The sequence below is a fragment of the Kribbella sp. NPDC050241 genome (assembly GCF_044459685.1).
Lineage (GTDB): Bacteria > Actinomycetota > Actinomycetes > Propionibacteriales > Kribbellaceae > Kribbella.
Genome location: NZ_JBITJE010000006.1, coordinates 19,215 through 42,956 on the forward strand (window position 1 = coordinate 19,215; position 23,742 = coordinate 42,956).

Consider the following 23,742-nt stretch of genomic DNA (forward strand, 5'->3'; position numbering starts at 1 on the left):
AGAGAGTCAGGTTCGGGTCAGCGGGCTGGGGCGTTCGAAGATGAGCTCCAGGCCGTCCTCGTCATCCCACTGTTCGCCGTTCTCGACGAAGCCGAAGCCGGCAATGGTGGCCAGGGAGGCTTGATTGGTGGGGCTGATCGTGGCCCGCACGGTCCGTACTGCGGGTTCGGCCGCCGCGCGGTCAAGGAGCGCGGTCACGATCGCCTTGGCGAAACCCTGTCGCCGGTGCAGCGGGTCTACTGTGTAGCCGATCTCCACCATGCCGGCCTCGTCCGGTGGACCGTGGAAACCGGCGTAGCCGACCACGATCCCGTCGGCCACGACGAGCTTGACGAGCCACCCGAAGGTGCTGGGATCCCGGGTCAGCTGATCGAGGCGGTACTGCCAGAGCCACTTGGCCCTGTCCGTGAGGAACTCGTCGCCGAGCGGGAGGCCGAGCTCGGTCTGTGCCGCGGGACGGTCGTCGGCCAGCAATGCGCTCAGCGCCGTACCGGTCATCTCGACGAAGCGAACCGCTCGGGGGGAAGTAGTAGTCATCGCAGCCATCCTCGGCCCCGGCGGCCCGCCAGGCGAACCATTTACGGCGCTTGTGTCACTTGTGTGGGTGGTTCGACGAGCTGGATCGGGACCGGGGAGCGTAGTGCACCGGATTCGGCAGGCAGAACTCCCCACTCTGGCCCGCGAGGCGGGCAGAACCCCTCGCCCGCCTGACGTGCGGACCTGCGCCAATCACCAAGCCCCCCAAACGCTCAACCGTGGGGGCCGCCGAGCGTCAGAACACTCGCTTGGTGAGTGGCGCAGGTCCGGTCGAGCTCAGACAAGACCGCGGCGAGCCGCCCAGACGATCGCCTCGATCGCGGTGCCGAAGCCGAGCCGGTCGCAGACGGTTCGAGTACGGCGGCGGACCGTTCGTTCGGACAGATCAAGCCGGCGCGCCACGGAATCGACCGGAAGGCCGGTGGCAAGCAGGCGAAGCAGTTGCAGGTCGTCATGACTGATCTCGCGCGGTGGCACGCGACGGGTGAGCGGGCGGAGTTCCTGGGGGAGAGCGGTCATCGGATTCGTCGCGAGGACACGCCACAGTTCGGCGTGTGGAGGCCCCACGACTCCCTCCTCTCGGTCGTCGGGGACTGTCGGTCCCGTCTGGTTGGGTTGGCGGCGTGTCCCGGTTCCGGATGTACCCGACTCCCGCGCAGCAGGACGCGCTGCTCGAGCAGTGCGGGCACGCCCGGTATGTGTGGAACCTGGCTCTTGAGCAATGGTCGATGTGGACCCGCGAAACGCGACGGGCGCCGAGCTTCGCTGAACAATGCCGGCAACTGACCGCGGCGCGCGCCGCGTTCGATTGGCTGCGGGCTGGGTCGCAGACCGTGCAGCAGCAGGCGCTGCGGGACTTCGACCAAGCCGTCAAGCACTTCTACGCCCGGACCCACCGGCGGCCGACCTGGCGCAGAGCCGGTCGTAGCGAAGGGTTCCGCATCGTCGGTCCGCAAGCAGCACGTGTCACCAAGCTCAACCGCAGATGGGCCGCAGCACTGGTGCCGAAGGTCGGCTGGGTGCGGTTCAGACTGTCGCGGGCGGTCCCCAACGCGAAGTCGTACCGCGTAACCCGCGACAGGGTGGGCCGCTGGCACATTGCGTTCGCTGTCGCCCCAAAGCCGATCCCCAACCCTGGCATGGGCCTGGTGGTCGGCGTGGATCGCGGCGTCATCGTGTCGGCGGCCTTGAGTACTGGTGACCGTCTGACCTGTCCCAGCCTCTCGAAGGCCGAGCAGAGACGGCTGAGATACCTGCAGCGTCGTCTGGCGCACTGCCGTCCTGGTTCCAATCGCGGCCAGCGCGTGAGGGCCGCGATCGCGAAGCTGCATGCGCGGACTGGCGACCGTCGCAAGGATTGGGTCGAGAAGACCAGCACCGACCTCGCGCGCAGATTCGATGTCATTCGGGTGGAGGACCTGCGTATCACGTCGATGACGATGCGGCCCAAGCCCAAACCCGACCCAGGCTGCCCCGGCGCGTTCCTGCCCAACCGGCGGCGGGCGAAAGCGGGGCTGAACCGCAGCATCCTGGCGAACGGCTGGGGTGCTCTGATCCGACGTCTTGAGCACAAGGCTGCGGGGCGAGTCGAGAAGGTGAATCCTGCACACACATCGCAGACCTGTAGCGTCTGCAGGCATTGCGCACCGGAGAATCGCGAGAGCCAAGCGGTGTTCCGATGTGTAGCCTGTGGGCATCAGGCGAATGCAGATGTGAACGCAGCGTTGAACATCGCGGCCGGGCGGGCCGTCAGTGCACGTGGAGAGACGCCTGTTCCGGTCTCGCCGAAGCGTGAACCTCAACTCGCTACCTCCGCGTAGTAGTTGGATCCCTGGCCTGATGGTCAGGGGGACGTCAACTAGCTCCGTATAGTCGGGACTCGGCGGCGTCCCAGTCGGCCGGTTTTCCCTGCGGCTCGTAGCGCCGCAGACGATGGGTGGAACGGACCAGGGCGCGCATCGCTCCCAGGTCCGGCAACGGCTCGCCCAATGCGCGAGCCTGAACCAGAACGTTGCCCAGCGCCGACGCCTCGACCGGCCCGGCGAGCACAGGCAACCCACAAGCGTCAGCGGTCAGCTGACAGAGCAACTCGTTCTGCGAACCGCCCCCGATGACGTGCAGTACGTCGACCGGCCGGTCCGCGATCGTTTGCGCTTCCCGCAACGTCCGGCGGTAGGCGAGCGCGAGGCTCTCGAGCACACACCGGACCGCGGCGGCCCGCGAACGCGGCGGCTCCTGCCCGGTCGCCCGGCAACGCTCGTCGATCCGTGCCGGCATGTTGCCTGGAGCAAGGAACTCCGGAGCGTCCGGGTCGATCAGTACGGCGAACGCCGGTGTGCCGGCCGCATCCCGCAGCAGTCCCTCGAGATCGTCGTCTTCCCAGATGCGCTGGCACTCCTGCAGGATCCACAGCCCCATCACGTTGCGCAGGAACCGGATCCGCCCGTCAACCCCACCTTCGTTGGTGAAGTTCGCCTCGCGAGCCTCGTCCGTCAGCACCGGCTGCTCCAACTCGAGCCCCACCAACGACCACGTCCCCGACGAGATGTACGCGAACCGCTCATCCCCCGCCGGTACAGCCACCACCGAAGAAGCAGTGTCATGCGACCCCACCGCAACAACCGGCGTACCCGCCGCCAGTTCGGTCGCGGGTAGCACCGTCCCGACGACGTCACCGGGTTCGCGCAACTCCGGCAATATGCCCAACGGCACGCCAACTCGCGCGGCCAACGTCTCGCTCCATTCACGCGCACGTACGTCGTACAGCTGCGTGGTGGATGCGTTCGTTCGCTCAGCCCCGGCCTCACCGGTGAGCCAGTAGCCCAACAGGTCAGGAATCATCAGCAACTTCGCCGCCTGCCCGAGCAACTCCTCGGCGGCCAGTTGGTAGATGGTGTTGAAGGGTAGTTGCTGGAGGCCTGTAATGGAGTACAGCTCGGCGGTGGAGACGCGGGCCAGGACGTGTTCCATGACGCCGTCGGTGCGGGAGTCTCGGTAGTGGACGGGGTTGCTGAGGAGGCGGCCCGAGGCGTCGAGGAGGCCGTAGTCGACGGCCCAGGAGTCGATGCCGATGCCGTCGACGAGACCGGCCGCGCGGAGGCCGTCGAGCATGGACCGGTAGAGGTGGAGGATGTCCCAGTGGAGGGTGCCGCAGACGCTGACCGAGCCGTTCCAGAAGCGGTTGATCTCGGTGAGGTCGAGTCGGCCGTTCCCGACCACGCCGAGCATGACGCGTCCACTGGACGCGCCCAGATCCACCGCCGCGACTCGCTTCATGGGGAAACGACGGTCAGGTCGAGGTGGAGGAGGTCGGCGACCGCGGCCAGGTCCTTCGCCTTGTGACCGGTCCCGAGCGCCCAGTGGTGCGCGACCCCGGACGCGGACCATGCGTCGGTCCACTCACCCGGGTCGCATCCGAAGTCGACCCGCGACGTCGTGTTCCCGATCTGGAGCAACGGCCCGGGTACGACGGTCCCCTCGGATGCGATCAGATTGAACGTCCCGTCCCGCCGCTGCCCGAGTCCGCAAGCAGTCACGGGCCCGTGCTTCACGTCGAACTCGACCGACACGCCCCAGCCCCGCTTACCGTGATAGACGCCGAGCCCTCGCAGCAACGGCTTCCGGGCAGAGATCGCGAGATGCGCCGGCCCGTCGTGGCCCATCTCGACCACGTTGTCGTTGAAGTTCAGCGCCTGCAGCTCGGTGAACGACCCGCCGGCACCTAGCTTGTCCATCATCAGCATCGCCAGCGACGTACGCAGCTCGTACTCACCGGCCGCCGGCACACCCCTTGCCGTCAGCAACGAAGCACCCAGGATCATGCCGGCCGCCACCCGCTCGTGCATCTCGCCGTCGAGCCCGCGGTGGTAGTAGGCCAGCGAGGTCAGGGAGAAGTCCTCGACCAGCCGATCGAGCGCGACCGACACGGTCGCACCCCACCGGAAGTCGTCCTCGTCCACCGAGTCGTCGAGCGTGAAGATCTCCCGGGCGACCTTCATCCGCTCCTCGGTCTCCGCGGTACTGACCTTCTCGGCCCGGACGCGCAGATCGTCGATCTCCAGGATCTCCACGTGCCCGCCGAGCTGTGCGGACACCAGCGTCGGGTCGGTGATCACGTCCATCATCCCCGGGTACAGGTGCCCGAGCAGGCCGTGCCGTCCGTGCCGGAAGGCTGCGCGTACGCCGGCCGCCAGGATCCACCGGTTGATCCGCGCCCACGCGCGCTCGTCCTCCAGGTACCCGGACACCGACCGGAAGTCGACCCCACACCGCTCGAACGCGTTCGCCATCTCCGGCAGCGGACACGCACCGCAGTACGCGAGCCAGGCACCGGTGTCGAACGTCGCGTGATCCATCGCCTCGGTCGGCTGCAGGTTCAGCAGCAGCACCGGTGCCCCGCTCCGCTGCGCGACCGGGACCAGCATCGACGCGGTCATGTACGTCGTCAGGAAGCCGACAATCAGATCGCAGTCCGCCAGCCGCAGCTTCTCGGCCGCCGCGGCCCCCTCCTGCGCGTCCGAGATGAACCCGACGTCGATCACCTCGCAGTCCAGCTCCGAGAACCGCTCGGACACCCGCCGCGCGGACGCCTGCAACTGCGGCAGCAGGTCGGGGAACTGCGGCCAGTAGGCACCGAGCCCACCGGCCACCAGTCCGATCCGGGTCTTGCGCGGCTCGACCCACGGCAGTACTCCGCTGCCGTCGACAGACCGGCTCGGGTCAGTGGTCCACATAGCAATCTCCCCGAACTAGCGTAGGAACGCGGCGGCGACGCCGGCATCGACAGGAACATGCAGGCCGGTCGTGTGGGTGAGGTCGCCGCCGGTCAGTGCAAAGACGGCCGCGGCCACGTTCTCCGGCAGCACCTCGCGCTTCAGCAGCGTCCGTTGCGCGTAGTACGCGCCCAGCTCCGACTCGGGTACGCCGTACACCGCGGCCCGCTGTGCACCCCAGCCCTTGGCGAAGATGCCGGAGCCGCGGACGACGCCGTCCGGGTTCACGCCGTTGACACGGATGCCGTACTCACCGAGCTCCGCGGCGAGCAGCCGGACCTGGTGGGCCTGGTCGGCTTTGGCCGCGCCGTACGCGACGTTGTTCGGCCCGGCGAAGACCGAGTTCTTGCTGGAGATGTAGACGATGTCGCCACCGAGACCCTGGTCGATGAGGACCTTCGCGGCCGCCCGCGAGACCAGGAAGGATCCCTTCGCCATCACGTCGTGCTGCAGGTCCCAGTCCTTCTCCGTTGTCTCCAGCAACGACTTGGAGATGGACAACCCGGCATTGTTGACAATCAGATCGACGCCGCCGAAGGCCAGTACGGCCGCACGCAGCGCCTCCTCGACGGCCTCCGCCGACGACACATCGGCGCCGACGGCAACCGCGGCGTCGGACGACCCGATTTCCTTCGCCACGGCTTCGGCCGCGGCCAGATCCAGGTCGGCCACCACCACACACGCGCCTTCCGCGGCCAGCCGCTGCGCGATCGCCTTGCCGATCCCGGAGCCACCGCCGGTGACGAAGGCGACCCGCGTCGCCAGCGGCTTCGGTCGAGGCATCCGCTGCAGCTTGGCCTCCTCCAGCGCCCAGTACTCGATCCGGAACTTCTCCCGCTCGTCGATCGGCGCGTACGTCGACACCGCCTCGGCGCCACGCATGACGTTGATCGCGTTCACGTAGAACTCGCCGGCGACCCGCGCGGTCTGCTTGTCCTTGCCGAAGCTGAACATGCCGACCCCGGGTACGAGCACGATGGCCGGATCCGCACCCCGCATCGCCGGGCTGTCCGGCTCGGCATGCCGGTTGTAGTAGGCGGCATACTCGGACCGGTATTCCTCGTGCAACTCCTTCAGCCGGGCCACTGCCTCTTCCACCGAGGCGGAGGCGGGCAGGTCCAGCACCAACGGGCGCACCTTGGTCCGCAGGAAGTGGTCGGGACACGAGGTGCCGAGCGCTGCCAGCTCAGCCAGCTTCTCCCGGGACAGGAACTCGAGCACCCCCTCGGAGTCGGTGAAATGCCCGACCTGCGGCTTGTCGGTCGACGCGAGACCACGGATCACCGGGGCCAGCGCGGCGGCCCGCACGCGGCGCTCCTCGACCGGCAGGGGCTCGAAGCCGGCGACCACAGCGCCGAAGGGTTCGTCCACACCACGCTCCGCGAGGAAGCGTTCCGCCGTACGAATGATCTCCAGGGAGTTCGCCTCGCACTCGGCCGAGGTGTTGCCCCACGCGGTGATGCCATGCCCGCCGAGGATGCAGCCGATCGCCTCCGGGTTCTCCCGCTTGACCGCCGCGATGTCGAGACCGAGCTGGAACCCGGGCCGCCGCCACGGCACCCAGACCACCCGGTCGCCGAAGCACTCCGCGGTCAGCTTCTCCCCGTCGGCCGCGGTCGCCAGCGCGATCCCTGAGTCCGGGTGCAGATGGTCGACATGCGGCGAATCCACCAGGCCGTGCATCGCGGTGTCGATCGACGGCGCCGCGCCGCCCTTGCCGTGCAGGCAGTAGTCGAACGCGGCAACCATCTCGTCCTCGCGGTCGACGCCCGGGTACACGTCGACCAGCGAGTTCAACCGGTCGAGCCGCAGTACGGCGAGGCCGGCCTGGGTCAGCGTGCCGAGGTCGCCACCGGATCCCTTCACCCAGACCAGGTCGACCGGCTGCTGCGTGACCGGGTCGGTCGCCGTACCCTTCGCCGACGTGTTCCCGCCGGCGTAGTTGGTGTTGCGTGGATCGGCACCCAGTCGGTTGCTACGCGCAACGAGCTCGGCTGCAGTGTCGGTCATTGATTCAGGCTCCCCATCCGGCTTGCTGGCCGTCGGCTCGGTCTTTCACGATCTGCTCGAAGTAGCCGCTGCGCTGGTACGCGGCGACCGGGTTCGGGTCCAGGCCCTGCGACTCGCGCAGTTCGGCGAGCAGGGGCCGGACGTCGGTGTTGTAGGCATCCATCAGCGCGGCGTTCGCCTCCAGCACGTCACCCGAGGCCTGGGCCGCGCGGAGTGCGTCCCGGTCGACCAGCAGCGCCTTCGCGGTCGCCTCCTGGACGTTCATCACCGACCGGATGATGGCCGGGATCTTCACCTCGATGTTGTGGCACTGGTCGAGCATGAAGGCGATCCCGCGGTCCGGGTCGAGCGCGCCGCCGCGGACGATCTCGTTCATGATCCGGAACAGCTGGAACGGGTCGGCCGCACCGACCATCAGGTCGTCGTCGGCGTAGAACCGGCTGTTGAAGTCGAACGCGCCGAGCTTCTTGGTCCGGAGCAGGAACGCGACGATGAACTCGATGTTCGTCCCCGGCGCGTGGTGCCCGGTGTCGATGCAGACCGTCGCCTTCGGCCCCAGTTCCAGGCAGTGCGCGTACGACGTACCCCAGTCCGGCACGTCGGTGGTGTAGAAGGCCGGCTCGAACAGCTTGTACTCCAGCAGCATCCGCTGGTCGTCACCGAGCCGGTCGTACACCTCCTTCAGCGCGGCCGCGAGCCGGTCCTGCCGGTCCTGGATGTCGTCCTGGCCCGGGTAGTTCGTGCCGTCGGAGAACCACAGCTTCAGGTCCTGGGACCCGGTCGCGTCCATGATGTCGACGCACTCGAGCAGATGGTCGGTCGCCTTCCGGCGTACCCGCGGGTCCGGGTTCGTGACGCTGCCGAGCTTGTAGTCGTCGTCCTGGAACACGTTGCTGTTGATCGCCCCCAGCCGGACGCCCTGCTCCTTCGCGTACGCCGACAGCCGGGCGTAGTCGCCGACCTTGTCCCACGGGATGTGCAGCGCGACGCTCGGCGCGACGCCGGTGTACTTGTGCACCACAGCGGCGTCGGCGATCTTCTCCTCCGGGGAGCGGGGCACACCGGGCTGGCTGAACACCTTGAACCTGGTCCCGGAGTTGCCGAACGCCCACGAGGGCAGCTCGATCTCCTGGCGGCTGAGTGCGTTCTTCACAGCGTCGGTCGTCATGGTTCTCAGTCCTCTTTCAGGTGGAAGATCTCGGGGAGCAGCAGGAACGACTCGTCCGGCGGCCGGCCGTCATCTGTACCGTCTCCTTGGCTAGTGAAGAACTCGGTCATCTGGGCCTGCCAGCGGGTGTTCACCTCGGTCGCCGCCATCGCCTTCTGCGCCGCCTCCAGGTCCTCGGACTCGACGTACCCGATCAGCAGGCCGTCGTCGCGGAGGAAGAGCGAGTAGTTGTGCCAGCCGGAGTCCCGCAGCGCGGCCTGCATGTCCGGCCAGACGTTGCGGTGGCGCTCGACGTACTCGTCCAGACGGTCGGGCCGGACCTGGAGGCAGAAGCAGTAGCGATTCATGAAGTGGCTCTCAGAAGTTGAACTGGTCGATGTTGGCGGCGGTGAACTCGGTCGGCGGGCCGAGCACGATCTCGCCGTCGGCGCCGATGGTGTACTCGCCGAGCTTCCCGGCCTTGAACTTCTCGCCCTGGGCGCCGGTGATCTGGCCCGAGCTCAGCGCGGCACCGGCGTACGCGGCCAGGTAGCCGATGTCGGCCACCTCGGACCGGCCGGATCCGACCAGACCGGCCAACGCGACGATCTCCCCGGCGCGTACGTCGAACGAGACGTCGAGGAACACGGGATCGCGGCTCAGACCGCGAACGCTCAGGGCGACCGCGCCGAGTGTCACGTCCTGCTTGGGGAACAGCGCACCGAGGTCGCGGCCGACCATCTTGCGGACCATCTCGTCGATCGTGATGTCGGTGAGCAGGTCGGTGGAGATGTGCCGGCCGTCACGCATGATCGTCACCCGCTGACAGAGCGCGGTGACCTCCTCGAACCGGTGCGAGATGAACATCAGCGCGGCGCCGTCGTCCCGCAGCGACCGGGCCACGGCGAACAGCCGCTCGACCTCGACACCGGTCAGGGCCGCCGTCGGCTCGTCCATCACCACCACGCGGGCATCCGCGGACAGCGCCTTGGCGATCTCGACCAGCTGCTGGTCCGCGATCGACAGCCCGCGGGCCGGCCGGTTCGGATCGATCGACACGCCGAGCCGGACGAACAGCTGGGCCGCCTGCTGCACCATCGCGGCCCGGTCGATGGTTTTGAAACGACCCAGAGGCTGGCGGCCCATTGCAATGTTCTCGGCCACGGACAGATCCGGGAACAGCGTCGGCTCCTGGTAGATGACCGCGATCCCGGCCGCCCTCGCATCGGCCGGGCCGCCGAGATCGATCGGGATGCCGTCGAGTTCGATCGTGCCGCTGTCCGGGCGATGCACCCCGGCCAGCATCTTCACGATCGTGGACTTCCCCACTCCGTTCTCGCCGACCAGGGCGTGCGCCTCACCGCCGTACAGGTCGAAGGAGACGTCCCGGACGGCGGCGACCGCGCCGAACGACTTCGACACCTCGCGCACGCTGAGCAGCGGGCGGCCGTCGCGCATGGTCACCTCCAACTCGGCGCGGTGAGTTGCTGAAAGGTTTCAAGACGATGGCATGAAGCTAAGCGTGCACGGCTGGAGGCGTCAAGACCTCGCCCGCCTTTCGGCCGCCCTCCGGCGGCCGGACTCGGACGAATACTGCGGATCCCCCGGTCCGAACAGGTACGCTCCACCCGCTAAGACGTTTCAAACCGGTCCATCCCAGGATCACGACGCAGGGAGGTCGCGCATGCCGGACAGCGCGCCCGAAACCTTGCCTCCAGGAGGCGGAAAGCGGCGGAAGGCCGCCAAGCGCCATACCGCCGGCGTGAAGGCAGTCGCCGCGGCGGCCGGGGTGTCGCTGGGGACCGTGTCGAATGTGCTGAACCGGCCGGAGGTGGTCAGCCCGCTGACCCGGGCCAAGGTCGAGGCGGCGATGGCCTCGCTGGGGTTCGTCCGGAACGAGTCGGCCCGGCAACTGCGCGCGGGCAGCAGCCGGATCCTCGCGTATCTGATGCTCGACGCCGGCAACCCGTTCTTCACCGACGTGGCCAAGGGTGTCGAGGAGGCGGCCCAGGCGGCCGGACTCTCGGTCTTCCTGTGCAACAGCAACGAGGACGCCGACCGCGAGGCCGACTATCTCGACCTGCTCGAGCAGCAACGCGTCCAGGGCGTCCTGATCACCCCGATCGACCAGAACTCCTCCCGCCTGCGCAAGCTCCCCTCCCGCGGTACGCCGGTCGTCGTGGTGGACCGCAACATCGACGACGGCGAACACTGCTCGGTCGCGGTCAACGACATCCTCGGCGGCGAACTCGCCATCGCCCACCTGCTCGAACTCGGCCACGAACGGATCGCGTACGTCGGCGGCCCGAACACGATCGGCCAGGTCGTCGACCGGCGCGACGGCGCCCGGCGCGCCCTGCGCAAGGCCGGGAAACCCCCGGAGAACCTGATCGAGCTCACCACCGGTGCGCTCACCGTCGCCGAGGGAAGGGGCGCAGGGCAACGACTTGCCGGCCTCCCGGCAGCCCGGCGGCCGACCGCCGCGTTCTGCGCGAACGACCTGCTGGCCCTGGGTTTGCTGCAACAGTGCGTCAGTCTCGGCCTGCGCGTTCCCGAGGACCTCGCCATCGTCGGGTACGACGACATCGAGTTCGCCGAGGCGGCCGCCGTACCGCTGACGTCGGTGCGCCAGCCGCGGCAGCTCCTCGGCCGGACCGCCGCCGAGCTCCTCCTCGACGAGTCGTCGAACCCGGACCACGAACACCAGCGGGTCACGTTCACCCCGGAGCTCGTCGTCCGGACCTCGACCCGCGGCACCCTCTGAGCCTCGATCCACCGATCGACCCGGCAGGTCGCGCTATCGTGGCGAGGCGACTCGTCCACTGAGCGGGGTGAGACATGCGCGTCGCTGGCGGGGCTTTGGTGCGGCGCTGGGGCGGCCGCGCTGTCGGCTTGGCCATCACCGGTGTCGGCCTCTACATCGTGGCGCCGAGCATCCTGTCCCTTTTCGGAGCCTGGCCACGCCTCGCGGACGTGGAACCCTGGTGGTTCCCGGTCCTCGTCGTACTGGAGGCCCTCAGCTTCGCCGCACTGTGGTGGCTCGCCAGACTGGCCCTGGCCGAGCGCGCAGGGGACGGGGAGCCACCACCCGTCCATTCGGGCTGGGGCACGCTCGCGACGGCGCAACTGGCCGGGAACGCTGCCAGCAAGGTCGTCCCCGGCGGCCCAGCAGCCGGCGGAGTCCTCCAAGCCAGGCTCTTGATCCAGGCCGGGCAGCCCGCGGCCGTCGTCGCCTCCGCTCTGACCGCGATCGGCCTGATCACCACCGGCGTGCTGTTGTTGTTGCCCATCCTCACGGTGCCCGCCCTGCTGATCGGCCCACCGCCGGCGCGGCAACTGGAGCTCGGCCTCCTGGTCTCGCTGATCCTGGCGATCGTCATCGTCGGTCTCGGGTTCAGCGCGCTCACCTGGAGCCGGTTCGTGGTGGTGGTCGGTCGCGTAGCCGGTCGCGTCATCCACATCGTCAAGCGCAGCGTGACTGCGGACACCTGCTCCGCGACGCTGATAGCGCAGCGAGACCGGGTTGCCGCTGCCTTCGAGGGTCACTGGTGGAAAGCGGTCCTCGCGGCGGCGGCGAACCGCATGTTCGACTACGCCGCACTCGTGGTCGCGCTGGCCGCGCTCAACGCACATGCCCGCCCGTCCGAGGTCCTCATGGCCTATGTCGTTGCTCAGGCCCTCACACTGATCCCGATAACGCCGGGTGGTCTCGGCTTCGTCGACGCCGGTCTCACCGCGCTGCTTGTTGTCATCGGACTCAGTGCCGACACCGCACTCATCGGGACGCTGCTGTATCGGCTCATCTCGTTCTGGCTGCCGATCCCGGTGGGCCTCCTGGCCTGGACGGGCTGGCGGATCCACCTGCATGTCACCAGACCGACGAGGAAAAAGGCGCCTGAGCCCCCGTCCGCCGGGAACGACGAATAGAGGCTAAGCGCCGTACGCGGCGAGGAAGACGTCCACCGCCTGATCGGCGAGCTGGTCGAGCTCGCCGGCGACCGGCCCCGCCTGGGTGCCGGCGAACATCGCCCGGTTCATCGGCTTGTACATCACCAGTCCGGCGAATTGGTACGCCGCCAGCGTCGGGTCGTCGAGCTCACGCAACAGACCGCGCTCGGTCAACCGGGTGAGAGCTTCGCCCAACGCCTCCAGCGATCTCTCGAAACCGGTGTTGAACCAGGCCCCGCAGACCTCCGGGAACCGATCCGCCTCGGCGATGACGAGCCGGCGCAACTGGAGCACGCTCCCGGCGGTGAGGCTGTCCAGGAGCCGGCGAGCCAACGCCCGAAGGGCTTCGCGCGGGTCGGTGGCTCCCTCCAGCGTGTCGGCGTACGCCTGGGCCAGGCCGTCCATCAGCTGATCGCTGGTGCCGAGGACGATCTCGGCGAACAGGCGCTCCTTGTTCTCGAACTGCTTGTAGACGGTCTGTTTGGACACACCCGCCTTCGCGGCGACCTCGTCCATGCTCGCGCCGAGGTAGCCGTGCTGCAGGAAGACCTCGGTCGCCGCGGCCAGGATCGCCCGGCGTTTCCGCGGCGTACGGCCCTCGCCTTCGATCTCGACGGCCTGTCCGGGCTGCCAGACGGCAGCGCGTTGTCGGTACTCCACGCGGTCCTCCTCGAGTCGTCCCAAAATCATACTAGACAGTCCAGTTCCTCTCTGAGTACTGTACGGTCTAGTTCCCAACGACATCAGAAGGAGTACGACGATGAGCACAGTGAGGTCCGCCGACGGTACGACGATCGCCTTCGAGGCCTGGGGATCCGGGCAGCCGCTGATCATGATCGACGGCGCCACCGCGCACCGCGCGGTCAACCCGTCGAACGCCGAGGTCGCGAAGCTGCTGAGCGACGAGTTCCGGGTCTACGCCTACGACCGGCGCGGGCGCGGCGAGAGCACCGACACCAAGCCGTACGCGATCCAGCGCGAGATCGAGGATCTCGCTGCGCTGATCGAGGACGCCGGGCAGCCGGCGATCGTGTTCGGCTGGTCGTCCGGCTCACTGCTGGCGCTGGACGCCGCTGCCGCCGGGCTGCCGATCACGGCGCTGGCCCTGTTCGAACCGCCCGTGGTGGTCGACGACGGCCGTCCGCCGCTGCCGTCCGACTACGTCGAGCAGCTCGAGGCGTACGTCGCGGCCGGGGACCGCGGCGCCGCGGCGGAGCTGTTCATGACGGCCGCGGCCAACATGCCGCCCGAGTTCGTCGCCGGCATCCGGCAGAGCCCGTACTGGGCCCCGGTCGAGGAGATCGCGCACACCATCTCGTACGACGGACGCATCATGGGCACGACCATGTCCGGCAACCCGCTCCCTGCCGAGCGCTGGGCGGCGGTCGACGTCCCAGTCCTGGTCATGCACGGCGACGCCACCGCACCCTGGCTGATCACCGGCGCCGAGGCCGTCGCCAAGCGCCTGCCGACCGCGCGCCTGCTCCCGGTCACCGGCGAGAACCACAGTGCCGAGCCGCCTGTCCTCGCCCCGGTCCTGCGCCAATTCGCGCACGACCTCTGAGTCAGCGGATCAGGTGGGCCGTCAGTTGCCAGGACTTGGTGGCGCCTGCGGGGAGGATCTGATGGGTGCCGGCCGCGACGCCGTCGTTGACGGAGAGGGGGTAGCCGGTGCAAGGCTCCAGGACGAGGACGTCGAGGCCGCGCCAGCCTCCGCCGTACGAGGCGAAGAGCCAGCACGACGGTAGGTCGGTGCGGTCCCAGGACAGCCGGAGGCCAGTGCCGGCGGAGGGATGCCGCACTCCGCACTCGCCGCGTTCGAGCGTGCTGGCGATGAGGAACTCCGAGACGCCGCGGCTGGTGGTGTCGGGAAGAGTGCGGAGGTCGTGGCCCGAAGCCCACGGCCAGGTGAAGCTGCCACCGTCCGGCCGGACCCGCGGATCACCGAACTCGTGCATCAGTACGTCGCCGGCCGCGAGGTCGATCACCGTGTCCGGACGCAGCTCCACGGCCACATGGGACTTCCACAGGAACGGCTGATCGATCCGGCCGGTGTTCGCGATCCGATAGTCGACAATCAGGTCCGGACCGGCGCCGACCGTGAGCCGCTTCGTCACCTCGGTCCCCGTCACGGCACCGCGGACCGTCAGCTCGAGCCACACCTGACCGGGGTCCGAACCAGTGCTCCAGTGCCACGGCACGGCCCACAACTCGCCGTGATCCGGGACCGGTTCGCTCGCCAGCACCTCCGGCTCGTCGTTCGGGTACAACTCGTCCCAGCCGCCGAGGAACTGGTCGTCGTACCCGGACCCGAAGGCGGGGGGCCGGACCGGGACGCGGTCGTTGCGCCAGAGCAGTTCGGCGTCGACCCGCTTGTCGACGATGCTCATGACCTTGCCGCCGAGTCCGGGGAGGACGACAATCCGGGTCTCCGCGTTCTCCAGGATGACCGCTTGCTGACCGGCCAGCGACCACTCGGTCGACAGACGTGGGCTAGTCGACACGAAGCTGCTCCATCACGTCGGCATCCACCTCAACCCCCAGCCCTGGTTGGTCGAGGGGAACCTTGACCGTGCCGTCGGCGAACGCGATCTCGCGCCGGACCAGGTCGCGTGCGATCGGCGAGGTCGACACGGTGTGCTCGATCAGTCCGCCGTTCGGGATCGAGGCCGCGAAGTGGGTCGAGGCCGCCACCAGCACGCCGCTCTTGAAGGCGTGCGGCACCAACCGCCGGTGCCGCGTGTGCGCCAGCCAGGCCAGCCGGCGCCCGGCGGTCAGGCCGCCGCACCGGGCCAGGTCCGGCTGGATCAGATCGAGCTCACCCTCGTCGATCAAGGTCTCGAAGGCGGCATGACTGCTCTCCTGCTCACCTCCCGCGATCGTGAGCGACGTACGGCGGGAGAGCTCGCGGTAGCCCGTGATGTTGTCGGGGGCAACGGGTTCCTCGAGCCAGGCGATGCCGTAGTCCTCGTACATCGCGGCCATCCGCAGGGCGGTCTTGGTGTCCCAGACCTGGCCCGCGTCGATCATCACGTCGATGTCGTCGCCCACGGCTCGCCGGATCTCCTTGATCAGTTCCTCATTGAAGTCCCGGTCCGGCCCGATCGGTCCCCAACCGAACTTCATCGCCCGGTATCCCTGCTGGGCATGGTCCGCCGCGGCCTTCGCCGCCAGCAGCGGCGTGTCCGGCATGACCAGACTCGCGTACGCCGTGAGCCGGTCACTGCGCGCTCCACCGAGCAACCGCGCCACCGGCACCCCGAGAATCTTGCCGGCCAAGTCCCACAGCGCGATGTCGACTCCGCTGATCGCGTGCATCGTCGCGCCACCGGAGAAGTAGCGACTGCCCTCCACCATCGCGTGCCAGCAAACCTCGATGTCGAGCGGGTTGCGACCGAGCAGGATCGAGCGCAAACCCCGGGCGATCAGGTGCGACGGCTCGGCCTCGACGACCGCCTTCGCGACCAGTGGTGCCGAGTCGACCTCGCCCACCCCCACAGAGCCGTCGCTGGCCGTGACGAAGATCAGCAGGGTGTCCTGCGTCCCGTCGCAGCGGTCCGCATCCACCGCGGACAGCCGGAGATGGACGGCCTCGACGTCGGTGATGGTCAGATTCGTTGCTGTGGTGGACATTCAGCCTCCGGTGAAGGGCTCGGGAGCGCGCAGGACCGCGCCACCGAGCTCCTCGGTGACGATTTCGCGGATCCGGGGCAGCCAGCTGACGAGGTCTTGCGGTGTCGTCCGACTGACCACTGCGCTGATGCTGATCGCGCCGGTCGGTCGGGTCGGCGAATCCAGGAACAGTGGCAGCGCGACGCAGACGATGCCGAGGTCGTTCTCCTGCATGTCGAGCATGTAGCCGTTGCTGCGGCCCTCCGCGAGGGCGTCGTGCAACGCCTCCGGCGTACGCAGCGTGTGCGGTGTCCGGGCCTCGAGCGGTCCGTACTCGGCGACGTACTGATCGACCTCCGTGCGGTCGGTGAGCTCGTGCATCAGCAGCGCCTTGCCGAGACCTGTGCGGTACGCCGGATTCGAGCCGCCGATCACCGAGCTCATCTGGAACGTCTGCCGGCTGGGCGAAACCTTCGCCTGGTAGACGATGTTGCCGTCGACAAGGACTCCGTAGTGGATCGTCTCGCCGGTCTCGTCCGCGAGCCGGCGCAGCAGCGGGCCCACCGTGAGACTCGGCGCCCGCGCCTCGTGGTACCCGAAGACGAGCCGGAGCAGATCGAAACCCAGATGGTAGACGCCCTGGGCGTCCTGCCGGGCGAATCCCGCCTGGACCAAGGCGCCGAGGGCACGATGAGCGCTGGATTTCGGCGCGTCGAGGGCCGCTGCCACCTCGCCCAGTCGTGTCCCGGCAGGGTTCTCCGCCAGGTGGCGCAGCACCGCCAGTACGCGCGCCGAACCGGTCAAGGCGCTCGCCTCTACGGCACGCTTCCCCTCTGTTTCCATCAGCCCCCTGCTTTCGTCCAAACGGTTGACTCCACCCTCATCTTTGCTCCTACTATGCCAACAGGTCCCGCTGATAGGAACAGCGTTCCGATAATTGGAACGAGGGAGTTATGGCTCAACGTCTTGCAGTCCGCCCGGCGGCCGAGGAACCGGTGGCGAGTACTCCGCCCCGCCGCGGCCTGACCATGACCCGGCGCCAGGCGTTGTGGTGCTACGTCTTCATCGCGCCCGCCGTCCTCGGCCTGCTGCTGTTCTCGATCGGGCCGATGCTCGCCTCGCTGGGCCTGAGCTTCACGTCGTACGACATGCTGACGAACCCGGTGTGGACGGGCGGGGACAACTACAGCGCCCTGTTCGCCGACCCGATCTTCCGCAAGTCCCTGAGCGTGACGCTGATCTACGGCGTCGTGAGTGTTCCGGCCACGATGATCCTCGCGCTCGTGCTGGCCATCCTGCTCAACACCAAGCTGCCGGCGCAGAAGTTCTTCCGCTCGGCCTACTACCTGCCGAGCGTGATCAGCGGCGTCGCCGTCGCGATGGTGTGGAAGTGGATGTTCAACGGCGAGTACGGCCTGATCAACGCCGCGCTGGCCAAGGTCGGCATCGACGGTCCGTCCTGGCTGACCGACGAGCAGTGGGCGTTGCGCGCGCTGATCTTCATGAGCCTGTGGGGATTCGGCGGCACCATGCTGATCTATCTGGCCGGCCTCCAGGGCGTGCCGAAGGAGCTCTACGAGGCAGCGAAGGTGGACGGCGCCTCGACGTTCCGCCAGCACCTGCACGTGACCGTACCGATGCTGTCCTCGGTCACGTTGTTCAACCTGATCATGGGCATCATCAACAGCCTGCAGGTGTTCGCCGAGCCGTTCGTGCTGACCCAGGGCGGGCCGAACAACTCGACGCTGCTGTTGTCGGTGTACCTGTACCAGAACGCCTTCCAGTACCTGAAGATGGGCTACGCCTCGGCGATCGCCTGGGTCGCGTTCGCGATCATCATGGCGCTCACCCTCCTGGTCTTCCGCTCGATGCCGATGTGGGTCCACACCGAGACGGAGGACGACCGATGACGCAGCGCAAAGGCCTCCCGCTCGGGACCTGGATCCGGCTGATCGTCTTGTCCGTCGGCTGTTTCGCAGTGCTGATGCCGGTGGTCTGGATGGTGCTCACCTCGCTCAAGGCGCCGACCCAGGTGTTCGTGACGCCGCCGATCTGGAAGTTCACCCCGCAGTGGCACAACTACGCCGAGGTGTTCCAGCTGGTGCCGTTCCAGCGCTACATCCTGAACACCGCGACGATCGTCGGCCTGGTGGTACTGGGCACTCTGCTCAGCTGCTCGTTCAGCGCGTACGGGTTCGCCCGGCTCCAGGCCCCCGGCCGGAACGCGATCTTCCTGGCGCTGATGGCGACGCTGATGCTGCCGACCACGGTCACCCTGGTGCCGACGTACATCGTGTTCAACCACCTCGGCTGGCTGAACACCTTCAAGCCGCTGATCCTGCCCGCCTTCTTCGGCTCGGCGTTCTTCATCTTCCTGTTCCGGCAGTTCTTCATGGGCATCCCCCGCGAACTGGAGGAGGCGGCCCGCATCGACGGCGCCGGCTACCTGCGGATCTGGTGGACGATCTTCCTGCCGCTGAGCTGGCCGGTGATCGCCACCGTCACCGTCTTCACCTTCATTGCCTCGTACAACGACTTCTTCGGCCCGGTGATCTACCTGTCGGACGAGTCGAAGTACACGATCGCCGTCGCCCTGTCCTACTTCAGCGGTTCGCCCCGGATCGGGCCGCAGATGCACCTCACCATGGCCGCGACCACCATCGCCGCGCTCCCGTCGATCCTGGTCTTCCTGCTGGCCCAGCGCTACTTCATCCGGGGCATCGCCGTCAGCGGCGTGAACAAGTAGCCCGACCGTCACGTCGAAGGAGACGATCCATGTCGAACAACACCGTCAGCCGCCGGATCCTGCTCGGGGGCCTGACCGCCGCCGGAGCAGCAGGTCTGGTCGGTTGCTCCGGGAACAGCAGTGGCGGGTCGGCCGCCGCGCCGGCGCCTACCGGAACCGCCTTGGTCGGAAAGACCGACCTGGAGATCTACGCCTGGACGAACGGCCCGACCATCGACGCGAACTTCCGCAAGCGGGTCGCGCTGTTCAACAAGGAGTTCGCCGGCAAGTACACCGCGAAGATCAACTTCCTGCCGTACGACCAGTACTGGCAGAAGGTGCAGTTGCAGTACGCCGCGAAGAAGCCGTTCGACATCTACTACTGGGATGTCCAGGCGTACGCCCACTACAAGAAGAACCTGGTCTTCAACGAGCAGCCCGTGATCGACACCACCCCGATGATGGACGCGAAGGCCTACCCGACCAAGCTGTACGACCCGTGGAAGTTCGACGGCCAGCACCTGTTCTGCGTGCCGGAGAACATCCAGTCGATGGCGATGTTCTACAACAAGTCCCACTTCGACGCCGCCGGGCTCGACTACCCGGATGCGACCTGGACCTGGGACAAGGTGGTCGAGACCGCACCCAAGCTGCAGAAGTCGACCGGCGGCAAGGTCACCCGGTGGGGCCTCGACATCGGTTCGCTCGGCATCTGGTGGGGGATCCAGTCGCTGTCCTGGGCAGCCGGCTCGTCGTTCGTCGACAAGGCGCTGGAGCCGACCAAGTTCCAGATGACCGACCCGAAGGTGGTCGAGTCGATGCGGTTCGTCCAGGACATGATGTGGTCCAAGCACATCGCCCCGCGGCCGGACGAGCGGGCCGGGGTCGCGCAGAACAACGGCGGCTTTGCCTCCGGCGCGTACTCGATGATTGCCGACGGCACCTGGAACATCTCGTCGTTCCAGCAGATGAAGGACAAGTGGGCGATGGCCCCGTTGCCGAAGTACCAGGGCAACAGCATCGCGCCGTACTGGCTCGGCGGCTGGGTGATCCCGCGGCAGTCGGCCGCGCTGTCGGCGGCGCAGGCCTTCGCGACCTGGAGCGCGACCAAGTTCCAGCCCCAGATGGCCAAGGACCACGACTGGATCCCGTTGCAGAACGCGGCCCGGGAGTCCCAGGACATGCTGAAGGGAATGCCGGAAGGCTTCGAGGCGGCCATGAAGGACCTGTCGAACGCACGCATCGGCGACATCTACACCGCCAACATGCAGCAGATCTTCAACGAGGTCTACGGCAAGAACTTCGAGCAGTTGCTCAACAACAAGCTCACCCCGGAGGACGCCGCACAGAAGATGCAGGACGCCGCCACCAAGTTGCTCGGCTGAGGAGCGTTATGGAGGCGCTGGTTCTCAGCGACGTCGGACACTTCGACCTGGTCACTCTCGACGACCCGGTGCCCGGGCCGGGCGAGGTCCGCATCGCCGTCACGCAGTCGGGGATCTGCGGATCGGAGCTCGGTGGGTTCCTCGGCACTGACGGCCTGCGCAAGCCCGGGCTGGTCTTCGGGCACGAGTTCGTCGGCGTGGTCGACGCGTACGGGCCTGACGTCCCGGTGGAGCAACAGCTGCCACTGGGTGCGTCAGTCACCGCCAACCCGCTGCGGTCGTGCGGGATCTGCCCGATCTGCGTGGCCGGGCACGAGAACGTCTGCCCGCAACGCAGGCTGCTCGGCGGCCACGTCCACGGCAGCAACGCGGGGCTGATCGTCGTATCGGCGACTGCGGTGCACCGCGTCGATCATCTGTCCGACCCGAGCTCCAGCGTGTTCGCCGAGCCGACTGCATGTGCGCTACGGGCGGTCGGACGTACCCGGATCTCGGCCGGCGGGTCCGCCCTGGTCATCGGTGCCGGTCCGATCGGCCTGCTCCTGCTGGAGGTACTGCGGTTTCGGGGCGTCGAGCACCTGTTCTTCACCGAGCGGGTCGAAGGACGGGTCGCCGCGGCCGAAGCCAGTGGAGCGACGCGGCTCAGCGACGACCCGGACGCTCTCGTCCGGCAGCTCAAGGAGCTCACCCGCGGACTGGGCGCGGACGCGGTGTTCGACGCGGTCGGCAGCGCCGACACCCGAACCTCGGCGACGCTCGCCGCACGACCGGGTGGAGACGTCTGCTTCGTCGGGCTGCACGCCGCCGACGGCGTGCTGCCGCTGCGGGACCTGATCCGTCGCGAGGTCGCCTGCACCACCAGCTTCGCGTACCGGCCGGACGAGTTCGGCCAGGCGGTCGAGTTGCTCGGACGCGGCGAGTTGGTGTTCCGCGGCGAGGTGGTGCACGCGGCTCTGGCCGACGGACAGCACTGGTACGAGCAACTGATCAAGGGCCATCCGGCCGGCAAGGTCGTACTCCAACCCAGCAACCCAGGGACGTGATCGTGATCGAGACGCCGGAACTCATCCCCGCACTGCCCGGCGCCGAGGCCGGACTGATCCGGCAGTCCGCCGATGCGGCGACCTACGCAGTGACCGTCACCCAGGCTGGTGAGTGGGATCCACAGGTCGGCTTCATTGTGTTGCCCCGGGCAACGTCGATCGACGGCTTCACCAGCGGCTGGGGGCTCGAGTACCAGCCGGTGGCCCTGCCGGTGGACGAGTCGGCCGAACTCGAAGTGACCACGGGTCGTTCCACGCAGGGCGCCGTACCGTGGCTGGCGATCGAGACCGAAGCCGGTGCGTACGTCGTGACGCTGCATTGGAGCGGGAACTGGCGAATCGCCAGCAGACCGACCGACGACGGCGTGCGGATCGATGTCGCGCTGCACCCTGACGGGCAGCGGATCATCCTCGGCGACGGTGAGACGTTCACGCTGCCGGAGGTCAGCATCGCGTGGGGCGAGACGCGTGCCTCCGCTGCCGCAGCCCTGGCGCGGCATCTGTCCGAGCAGGTCCCCGCCGGTCCGCCACTGCTGACCGAGTGGAACCACTGGTGGCCGTACGAGGACGCCGAGATCTCCGAGGACGTCTTCCTCGCGAACGCCGCCGTCGCCGCGGATCTGGGACTCGAGGTCGCGCTGCTGGACGCAGGCTGGTTCGGCCGCCCGGAGGCGGACAGCCAGTGGTTCGCCGAGCGCGGCGACTGGCATCGGGTCAACGCCGCACGCTTCCCGCACGGACTGGCCTGGCTCGCCGATCAGACCCGCGCCCTGGGCATCGAGTTCGGCATCTGGATCGAGGCCGAGGCGATCGGCGCCCGCGCGTCCATCGCCGGCGAGCGGCCCGAGTTGGTCGCCACGGGCGACGCAGGTTCCAGCCTTGGCTACGTCTGCCTCGGCTCCCCGGCCGGGCAGGAGCACGTCTTCGCCAGCGTGTCCGGGCTGATCGAGACCACCCGCGCCCGCTGGATCAAGTGGGACTTCAACCTCGATCCGGGAGCCGGTTGCACCCGCGACGACCACGGCCACGGCCCGGAGGATGGCCTGCTGCGCCATTACCTCGGCCTGTACGACGTACTGGATCGGTTGCGTGCGGCCTATCCGGAGACTGTGCTGGAGGCGTGTTCGTCCGGCGGGCTGCGGATCGACGCCGGGCTGGCCGCACATGTCGACGCGTTGTTCCTCTCCGACCCGGACTGGACCGAGCACCACCTCACGTGTCTGTGGGGTGCGGCTCAGCTGCTGCCGCCTCGTCAACTGCTGCACTGGCCGCAGAGTGAGTGGCGCGGCGAGCATCGGTTCCAGAAGGTCGACTACTCCGGCACGTTGATCACGTCGGACCAATTCGACACGAAGATGCGGGCGGCGTTGCTGCATCGGTTCGGTGTGTCGGTGCGACTCACCGAGATGCGGCCGGAGCTGTTGCGGCGGCTTCGGGATCACGTGGACAGCTATCGGTCGGTGATCAGGCCGTTGGTCGAGACTGGCGTGCTGATTCCGCTGACTGAGCAGCCGTTGCGCGAGGAGAAGGGCTGGCGTCAGCCCGCCTACCAGCTGACCGCGGACGACCGTCATCTCGTTGCCGGCTTCCGGTTGCACCCGACCGGGGGCTGGGAGCCAGTCCGGCCGGTTGGACTCGACCCGATGGCGACGTACGCCGTTGACGTGCTCGACGACGGGGATCTGCGGCGGGCGGAGCGGCGTACCGGGAAGGACCTTGCCGAGGCCGGGTTGATGGCGACGGCCGGAACCTCGATCCTGTGGCTGCTGAGCCGTGCCGAATGAGGTCGTCAGGTCGGGTAGGGATAGCAGCGCGCGGTAGCGCCGCCGTCAACGGTGATCGACTCGCCGTTGACGAACGACGCCTCGTCCGACAGCAGGAACGCGACCACGCGGGCGATCTCAACTGGTTCGATCAGGCGGCGGATCGGGTGCAGGTCGGCGTACTCCGCGAGCAGAGCATCGGGATCGTCGGACGCATCGAGGAACGACTGGGTCAGCGGTGTCATCACCGCGCCCGGACGGACCGCGTTGCACCGGATGCCCTGGGCCGCCTCCTCCACCGCGAGTTGGCGCGTCATCGCGTCGATGCCGCCCTTCGTCGCGGCGTACACGAACGACTCCGGAAATCCGGCCAGCGAGTGGATGCTCGACATGTTGACGATCGCGCCGCCGGCGCCGCGCAGGGCTTCGGTGGCGACGGCGCAGCCCAGCATGGTGCCGATCAGGTTGACCTGGACGATCGCCTGCAGGTCATCCTCGTCCAGTCCCCGGGCCGTCGTCGGTCGCTCGATCCCGGCGTTGTTGACCCATCCGGTCAGCCGGGCGTTCTCGGTGGCGACCTGCCGGGCTCGCTCGTGGTCCGCGCGGCGGGTGACGTCGCCGGTGACGCTGACGAACTTGTCGCCCAGCTCGTCGCGCAGGCTCTGCAGCCGCGGTTCGTCACGATCCAGCCCGATCACTGTCCACCCGCGTTCGACCAGCAGGCGGGCGATCGCCGCACCGATGCCGTTGGCCGCTCCGGTCACCACCACCGCGTTGTCCACGGCCCCAACCCTACGAGA

Annotated in this window: 22 protein-coding genes; 9 read left to right on the forward strand and 13 right to left on the reverse strand. The window is 68.1% G+C overall.

All coding sequences use genetic code 11. The features are described 5' to 3' along the window. Positions 1 to 6: 6 nt before the first annotated feature. Both ACIBG5_RS26825 and ACIBG5_RS26830 read right to left on the reverse strand, forming a co-directional pair. Positions 7 to 537, reverse strand: coding sequence for a GNAT family N-acetyltransferase (locus ACIBG5_RS26825; protein WP_396394196.1), 531 nt, complete (start codon positions 535 to 537; stop codon positions 7 to 9). Between the two features lie 276 nt (positions 538 to 813). Beyond that, positions 814 to 1,104 (reverse strand): LuxR C-terminal-related transcriptional regulator, encoded by a 291-nt coding sequence (locus tag ACIBG5_RS26830; RefSeq protein WP_396394197.1) that lies wholly within the window; start codon positions 1,102 to 1,104, stop codon positions 814 to 816. Between the two features lie 56 nt (positions 1,105 to 1,160). Here ACIBG5_RS26830 and ACIBG5_RS26835 point away from each other — a divergent pair, with 56 nt between their 5' ends. Beyond that, positions 1,161 to 2,357 (forward strand): RNA-guided endonuclease InsQ/TnpB family protein, encoded by a 1,197-nt coding sequence (locus ACIBG5_RS26835; RefSeq protein WP_396394198.1) that lies wholly within the window; start codon positions 1,161 to 1,163, stop codon positions 2,355 to 2,357. Positions 2,358 to 2,391: 34 nt separating this feature from the next. On the opposite strand, the gene ACIBG5_RS26840 is transcribed toward ACIBG5_RS26835, so the two are convergent. The 6 genes from ACIBG5_RS26840 to ACIBG5_RS26865 are packed head-to-tail and all read right to left on the reverse strand — an operon-like array spanning position 2,392 to position 9,924. After that, positions 2,392 to 3,813, reverse strand: coding sequence for a rhamnulokinase family protein (locus ACIBG5_RS26840; RefSeq protein ID WP_396394199.1), 1,422 nt, complete (start codon positions 3,811 to 3,813; stop codon positions 2,392 to 2,394). Further along, positions 3,810 to 5,270: an arabinose isomerase gene (locus ACIBG5_RS26845; RefSeq protein WP_396394200.1), complete on the reverse strand. Its 1,461-nt coding sequence runs from the start codon at positions 5,268 to 5,270 to the stop codon at positions 3,810 to 3,812. The genes ACIBG5_RS26840 and ACIBG5_RS26845 overlap by 4 nt, the downstream gene beginning before the upstream one ends. A 15-nt stretch (positions 5,271 to 5,285) precedes the next feature. Beyond that, on the reverse strand, positions 5,286 to 7,319 hold the full coding sequence (locus tag ACIBG5_RS26850; RefSeq protein WP_396394201.1) for a bifunctional aldolase/short-chain dehydrogenase: 2,034 nt from the start codon (positions 7,317 to 7,319) through the stop codon (positions 5,286 to 5,288). 4 nt (positions 7,320 to 7,323) lie between these two features. Then, positions 7,324 to 8,487 (reverse strand): L-rhamnose isomerase, encoded by a 1,164-nt coding sequence (gene rhaI, locus ACIBG5_RS26855; RefSeq protein WP_396394202.1) that lies wholly within the window; start codon positions 8,485 to 8,487, stop codon positions 7,324 to 7,326. A 5-nt stretch (positions 8,488 to 8,492) separates the two neighbouring features. Further along, complete coding sequence (locus ACIBG5_RS26860; protein WP_396394203.1) at positions 8,493 to 8,834, reverse strand: L-rhamnose mutarotase; 342 nt, start codon at positions 8,832 to 8,834, stop codon at positions 8,493 to 8,495. 10 nt (positions 8,835 to 8,844) lie between these two features. Further along, the gene (locus ACIBG5_RS26865; protein ID WP_396394204.1) at positions 8,845 to 9,924 is read right to left on the reverse strand and encodes an ATP-binding cassette domain-containing protein; all 1,080 of its coding nucleotides are present in this window, start codon (positions 9,922 to 9,924) and stop codon (positions 8,845 to 8,847) included. Positions 9,925 to 10,150: 226 nt separating this feature from the next. On the opposite strand from ACIBG5_RS26865, the gene ACIBG5_RS26870 reads away from it, so the two are divergent. Together ACIBG5_RS26870 and ACIBG5_RS26875 are read left to right on the forward strand one after the other, a co-directional pair. Further along, positions 10,151 to 11,230: a LacI family DNA-binding transcriptional regulator gene (locus tag ACIBG5_RS26870; protein ID WP_396394205.1), complete on the forward strand. Its 1,080-nt coding sequence runs from the start codon at positions 10,151 to 10,153 to the stop codon at positions 11,228 to 11,230. A gap of 74 nt (positions 11,231 to 11,304) precedes the next feature. Beyond that, positions 11,305 to 12,393, forward strand: a complete 1,089-nt coding sequence (locus tag ACIBG5_RS26875) for a YbhN family protein (protein WP_396394206.1) — start codon at positions 11,305 to 11,307, stop codon at positions 12,391 to 12,393. Positions 12,394 to 12,396: 3 nt separating this feature from the next. Here the strand turns inward: ACIBG5_RS26875 and ACIBG5_RS26880 are convergent, their stop codons facing one another. Continuing rightward, positions 12,397 to 13,074: a TetR/AcrR family transcriptional regulator gene (locus ACIBG5_RS26880; RefSeq protein WP_396394207.1), complete on the reverse strand. Its 678-nt coding sequence runs from the start codon at positions 13,072 to 13,074 to the stop codon at positions 12,397 to 12,399. A 100-nt stretch (positions 13,075 to 13,174) separates the two neighbouring features. Here ACIBG5_RS26880 and ACIBG5_RS26885 point away from each other — a divergent pair, with 100 nt between their 5' ends. After that, a complete protein-coding gene (locus ACIBG5_RS26885; RefSeq protein WP_396394208.1) occupies positions 13,175 to 13,978 on the forward strand; it encodes an alpha/beta fold hydrolase in 804 nt (267 codons plus the stop codon). A 1-nt stretch (position 13,979) separates the two neighbouring features. Here ACIBG5_RS26885 and ACIBG5_RS26890 read toward each other — a convergent pair whose 3' ends face one another. Genes ACIBG5_RS26890 through ACIBG5_RS26900 form a run of 3 tightly spaced genes read right to left on the reverse strand, consistent with a single transcriptional unit; the run spans position 13,980 to position 16,869 of the window. Continuing rightward, complete coding sequence (locus ACIBG5_RS26890; protein WP_396394209.1) at positions 13,980 to 14,918, reverse strand: hypothetical protein; 939 nt, start codon at positions 14,916 to 14,918, stop codon at positions 13,980 to 13,982. Further along, positions 14,908 to 16,047 carry a mandelate racemase/muconate lactonizing enzyme family protein gene (locus ACIBG5_RS26895; RefSeq protein WP_396394210.1) on the reverse strand — a complete coding sequence of 380 codons (1,140 nt, stop codon included), beginning with the start codon at positions 16,045 to 16,047 and terminating at the stop codon, positions 14,908 to 14,910. Before ACIBG5_RS26895 ends, ACIBG5_RS26890 begins: the two co-directional genes overlap by 11 nt. Next, positions 16,048 to 16,869, reverse strand: coding sequence for an IclR family transcriptional regulator (locus tag ACIBG5_RS26900; RefSeq protein WP_396394211.1), 822 nt, complete (start codon positions 16,867 to 16,869; stop codon positions 16,048 to 16,050). Between the two features lie 110 nt (positions 16,870 to 16,979). Between ACIBG5_RS26900 and ACIBG5_RS26905 the strand changes: the two genes are divergently transcribed. Genes ACIBG5_RS26905 through ACIBG5_RS26925 form a run of 5 tightly spaced genes read left to right on the forward strand, consistent with a single transcriptional unit; the run spans position 16,980 to position 22,963 of the window. Then, the gene (locus tag ACIBG5_RS26905; protein WP_396394212.1) at positions 16,980 to 17,936 is read left to right on the forward strand and encodes a carbohydrate ABC transporter permease; all 957 of its coding nucleotides are present in this window, start codon (positions 16,980 to 16,982) and stop codon (positions 17,934 to 17,936) included. Beyond that, positions 17,933 to 18,772 carry a carbohydrate ABC transporter permease gene (locus ACIBG5_RS26910; RefSeq protein WP_396394213.1) on the forward strand — a complete coding sequence of 280 codons (840 nt, stop codon included), beginning with the start codon at positions 17,933 to 17,935 and terminating at the stop codon, positions 18,770 to 18,772. Before ACIBG5_RS26905 ends, ACIBG5_RS26910 begins: the two co-directional genes overlap by 4 nt. 29 nt (positions 18,773 to 18,801) lie before the next feature. Continuing rightward, a complete protein-coding gene (locus tag ACIBG5_RS26915) occupies positions 18,802 to 20,136 on the forward strand; it encodes an ABC transporter substrate-binding protein (RefSeq protein WP_396394215.1) in 1,335 nt (444 codons plus the stop codon). A gap of 8 nt (positions 20,137 to 20,144) precedes the next feature. Further along, positions 20,145 to 21,179 (forward strand): zinc-binding dehydrogenase, encoded by a 1,035-nt coding sequence (locus ACIBG5_RS26920; RefSeq protein ID WP_396394216.1) that lies wholly within the window; start codon positions 20,145 to 20,147, stop codon positions 21,177 to 21,179. Positions 21,180 to 21,181: 2 nt separating this feature from the next. After that, positions 21,182 to 22,963, forward strand: a complete 1,782-nt coding sequence (locus tag ACIBG5_RS26925) for a glycoside hydrolase family 36 protein (protein ID WP_396394217.1) — start codon at positions 21,182 to 21,184, stop codon at positions 22,961 to 22,963. A 5-nt stretch (positions 22,964 to 22,968) separates the two neighbouring features. Here the strand turns inward: ACIBG5_RS26925 and ACIBG5_RS26930 are convergent, their stop codons facing one another. Next, positions 22,969 to 23,724: an SDR family NAD(P)-dependent oxidoreductase gene (locus ACIBG5_RS26930; RefSeq protein WP_396394218.1), complete on the reverse strand. Its 756-nt coding sequence runs from the start codon at positions 23,722 to 23,724 to the stop codon at positions 22,969 to 22,971. Positions 23,725 to 23,742: the final 18 nt, after the last annotated feature.

Excerpts from the sequence above, each read along its gene's own strand:
- ACIBG5_RS26870 (WP_396394205.1), top strand. The coding sequence starts at position 10,151 with ATGCCGGACAGCGCGCCCGAAACCTTGCCTCCAGGAGGCGGAAAGCGG.
- ACIBG5_RS26825 (WP_396394196.1), bottom strand. The coding sequence starts at position 537 with ATGACTACTACTTCCCCCCGAGCGGTTCGCTTCGTCGAGATGACCGGT.
- ACIBG5_RS26895 (WP_396394210.1), bottom strand. The coding sequence starts at position 16,047 with ATGTCCACCACAGCAACGAATCTGACCATCACCGACGTCGAGGCCGTC.
- ACIBG5_RS26910 (WP_396394213.1), top strand. The coding sequence starts at position 17,933 with ATGACGCAGCGCAAAGGCCTCCCGCTCGGGACCTGGATCCGGCTGATC.
- ACIBG5_RS26885 (WP_396394208.1), top strand. The coding sequence starts at position 13,175 with ATGAGCACAGTGAGGTCCGCCGACGGTACGACGATCGCCTTCGAGGCC.
- ACIBG5_RS26850 (WP_396394201.1), bottom strand. The coding sequence starts at position 7,319 with ATGACCGACACTGCAGCCGAGCTCGTTGCGCGTAGCAACCGACTGGGT.
- ACIBG5_RS26840 (WP_396394199.1), bottom strand. The coding sequence starts at position 3,813 with ATGAAGCGAGTCGCGGCGGTGGATCTGGGCGCGTCCAGTGGACGCGTC.
- ACIBG5_RS26915 (WP_396394215.1), top strand. The coding sequence starts at position 18,802 with ATGTCGAACAACACCGTCAGCCGCCGGATCCTGCTCGGGGGCCTGACC.
- ACIBG5_RS26905 (WP_396394212.1), top strand. The coding sequence starts at position 16,980 with ATGGCTCAACGTCTTGCAGTCCGCCCGGCGGCCGAGGAACCGGTGGCG.
- ACIBG5_RS26875 (WP_396394206.1), top strand. The coding sequence starts at position 11,305 with ATGCGCGTCGCTGGCGGGGCTTTGGTGCGGCGCTGGGGCGGCCGCGCT.
- rhaI (WP_396394202.1), bottom strand. The coding sequence starts at position 8,487 with ATGACGACCGACGCTGTGAAGAACGCACTCAGCCGCCAGGAGATCGAG.
- ACIBG5_RS26865 (WP_396394204.1), bottom strand. The coding sequence starts at position 9,924 with ATGCGCGACGGCCGCCCGCTGCTCAGCGTGCGCGAGGTGTCGAAGTCG.
- ACIBG5_RS26900 (WP_396394211.1), bottom strand. The coding sequence starts at position 16,869 with ATGGAAACAGAGGGGAAGCGTGCCGTAGAGGCGAGCGCCTTGACCGGT.
- ACIBG5_RS26860 (WP_396394203.1), bottom strand. The coding sequence starts at position 8,834 with ATGAATCGCTACTGCTTCTGCCTCCAGGTCCGGCCCGACCGTCTGGAC.
- ACIBG5_RS26920 (WP_396394216.1), top strand. The coding sequence starts at position 20,145 with ATGGAGGCGCTGGTTCTCAGCGACGTCGGACACTTCGACCTGGTCACT.
- ACIBG5_RS26845 (WP_396394200.1), bottom strand. The coding sequence starts at position 5,270 with ATGTGGACCACTGACCCGAGCCGGTCTGTCGACGGCAGCGGAGTACTG.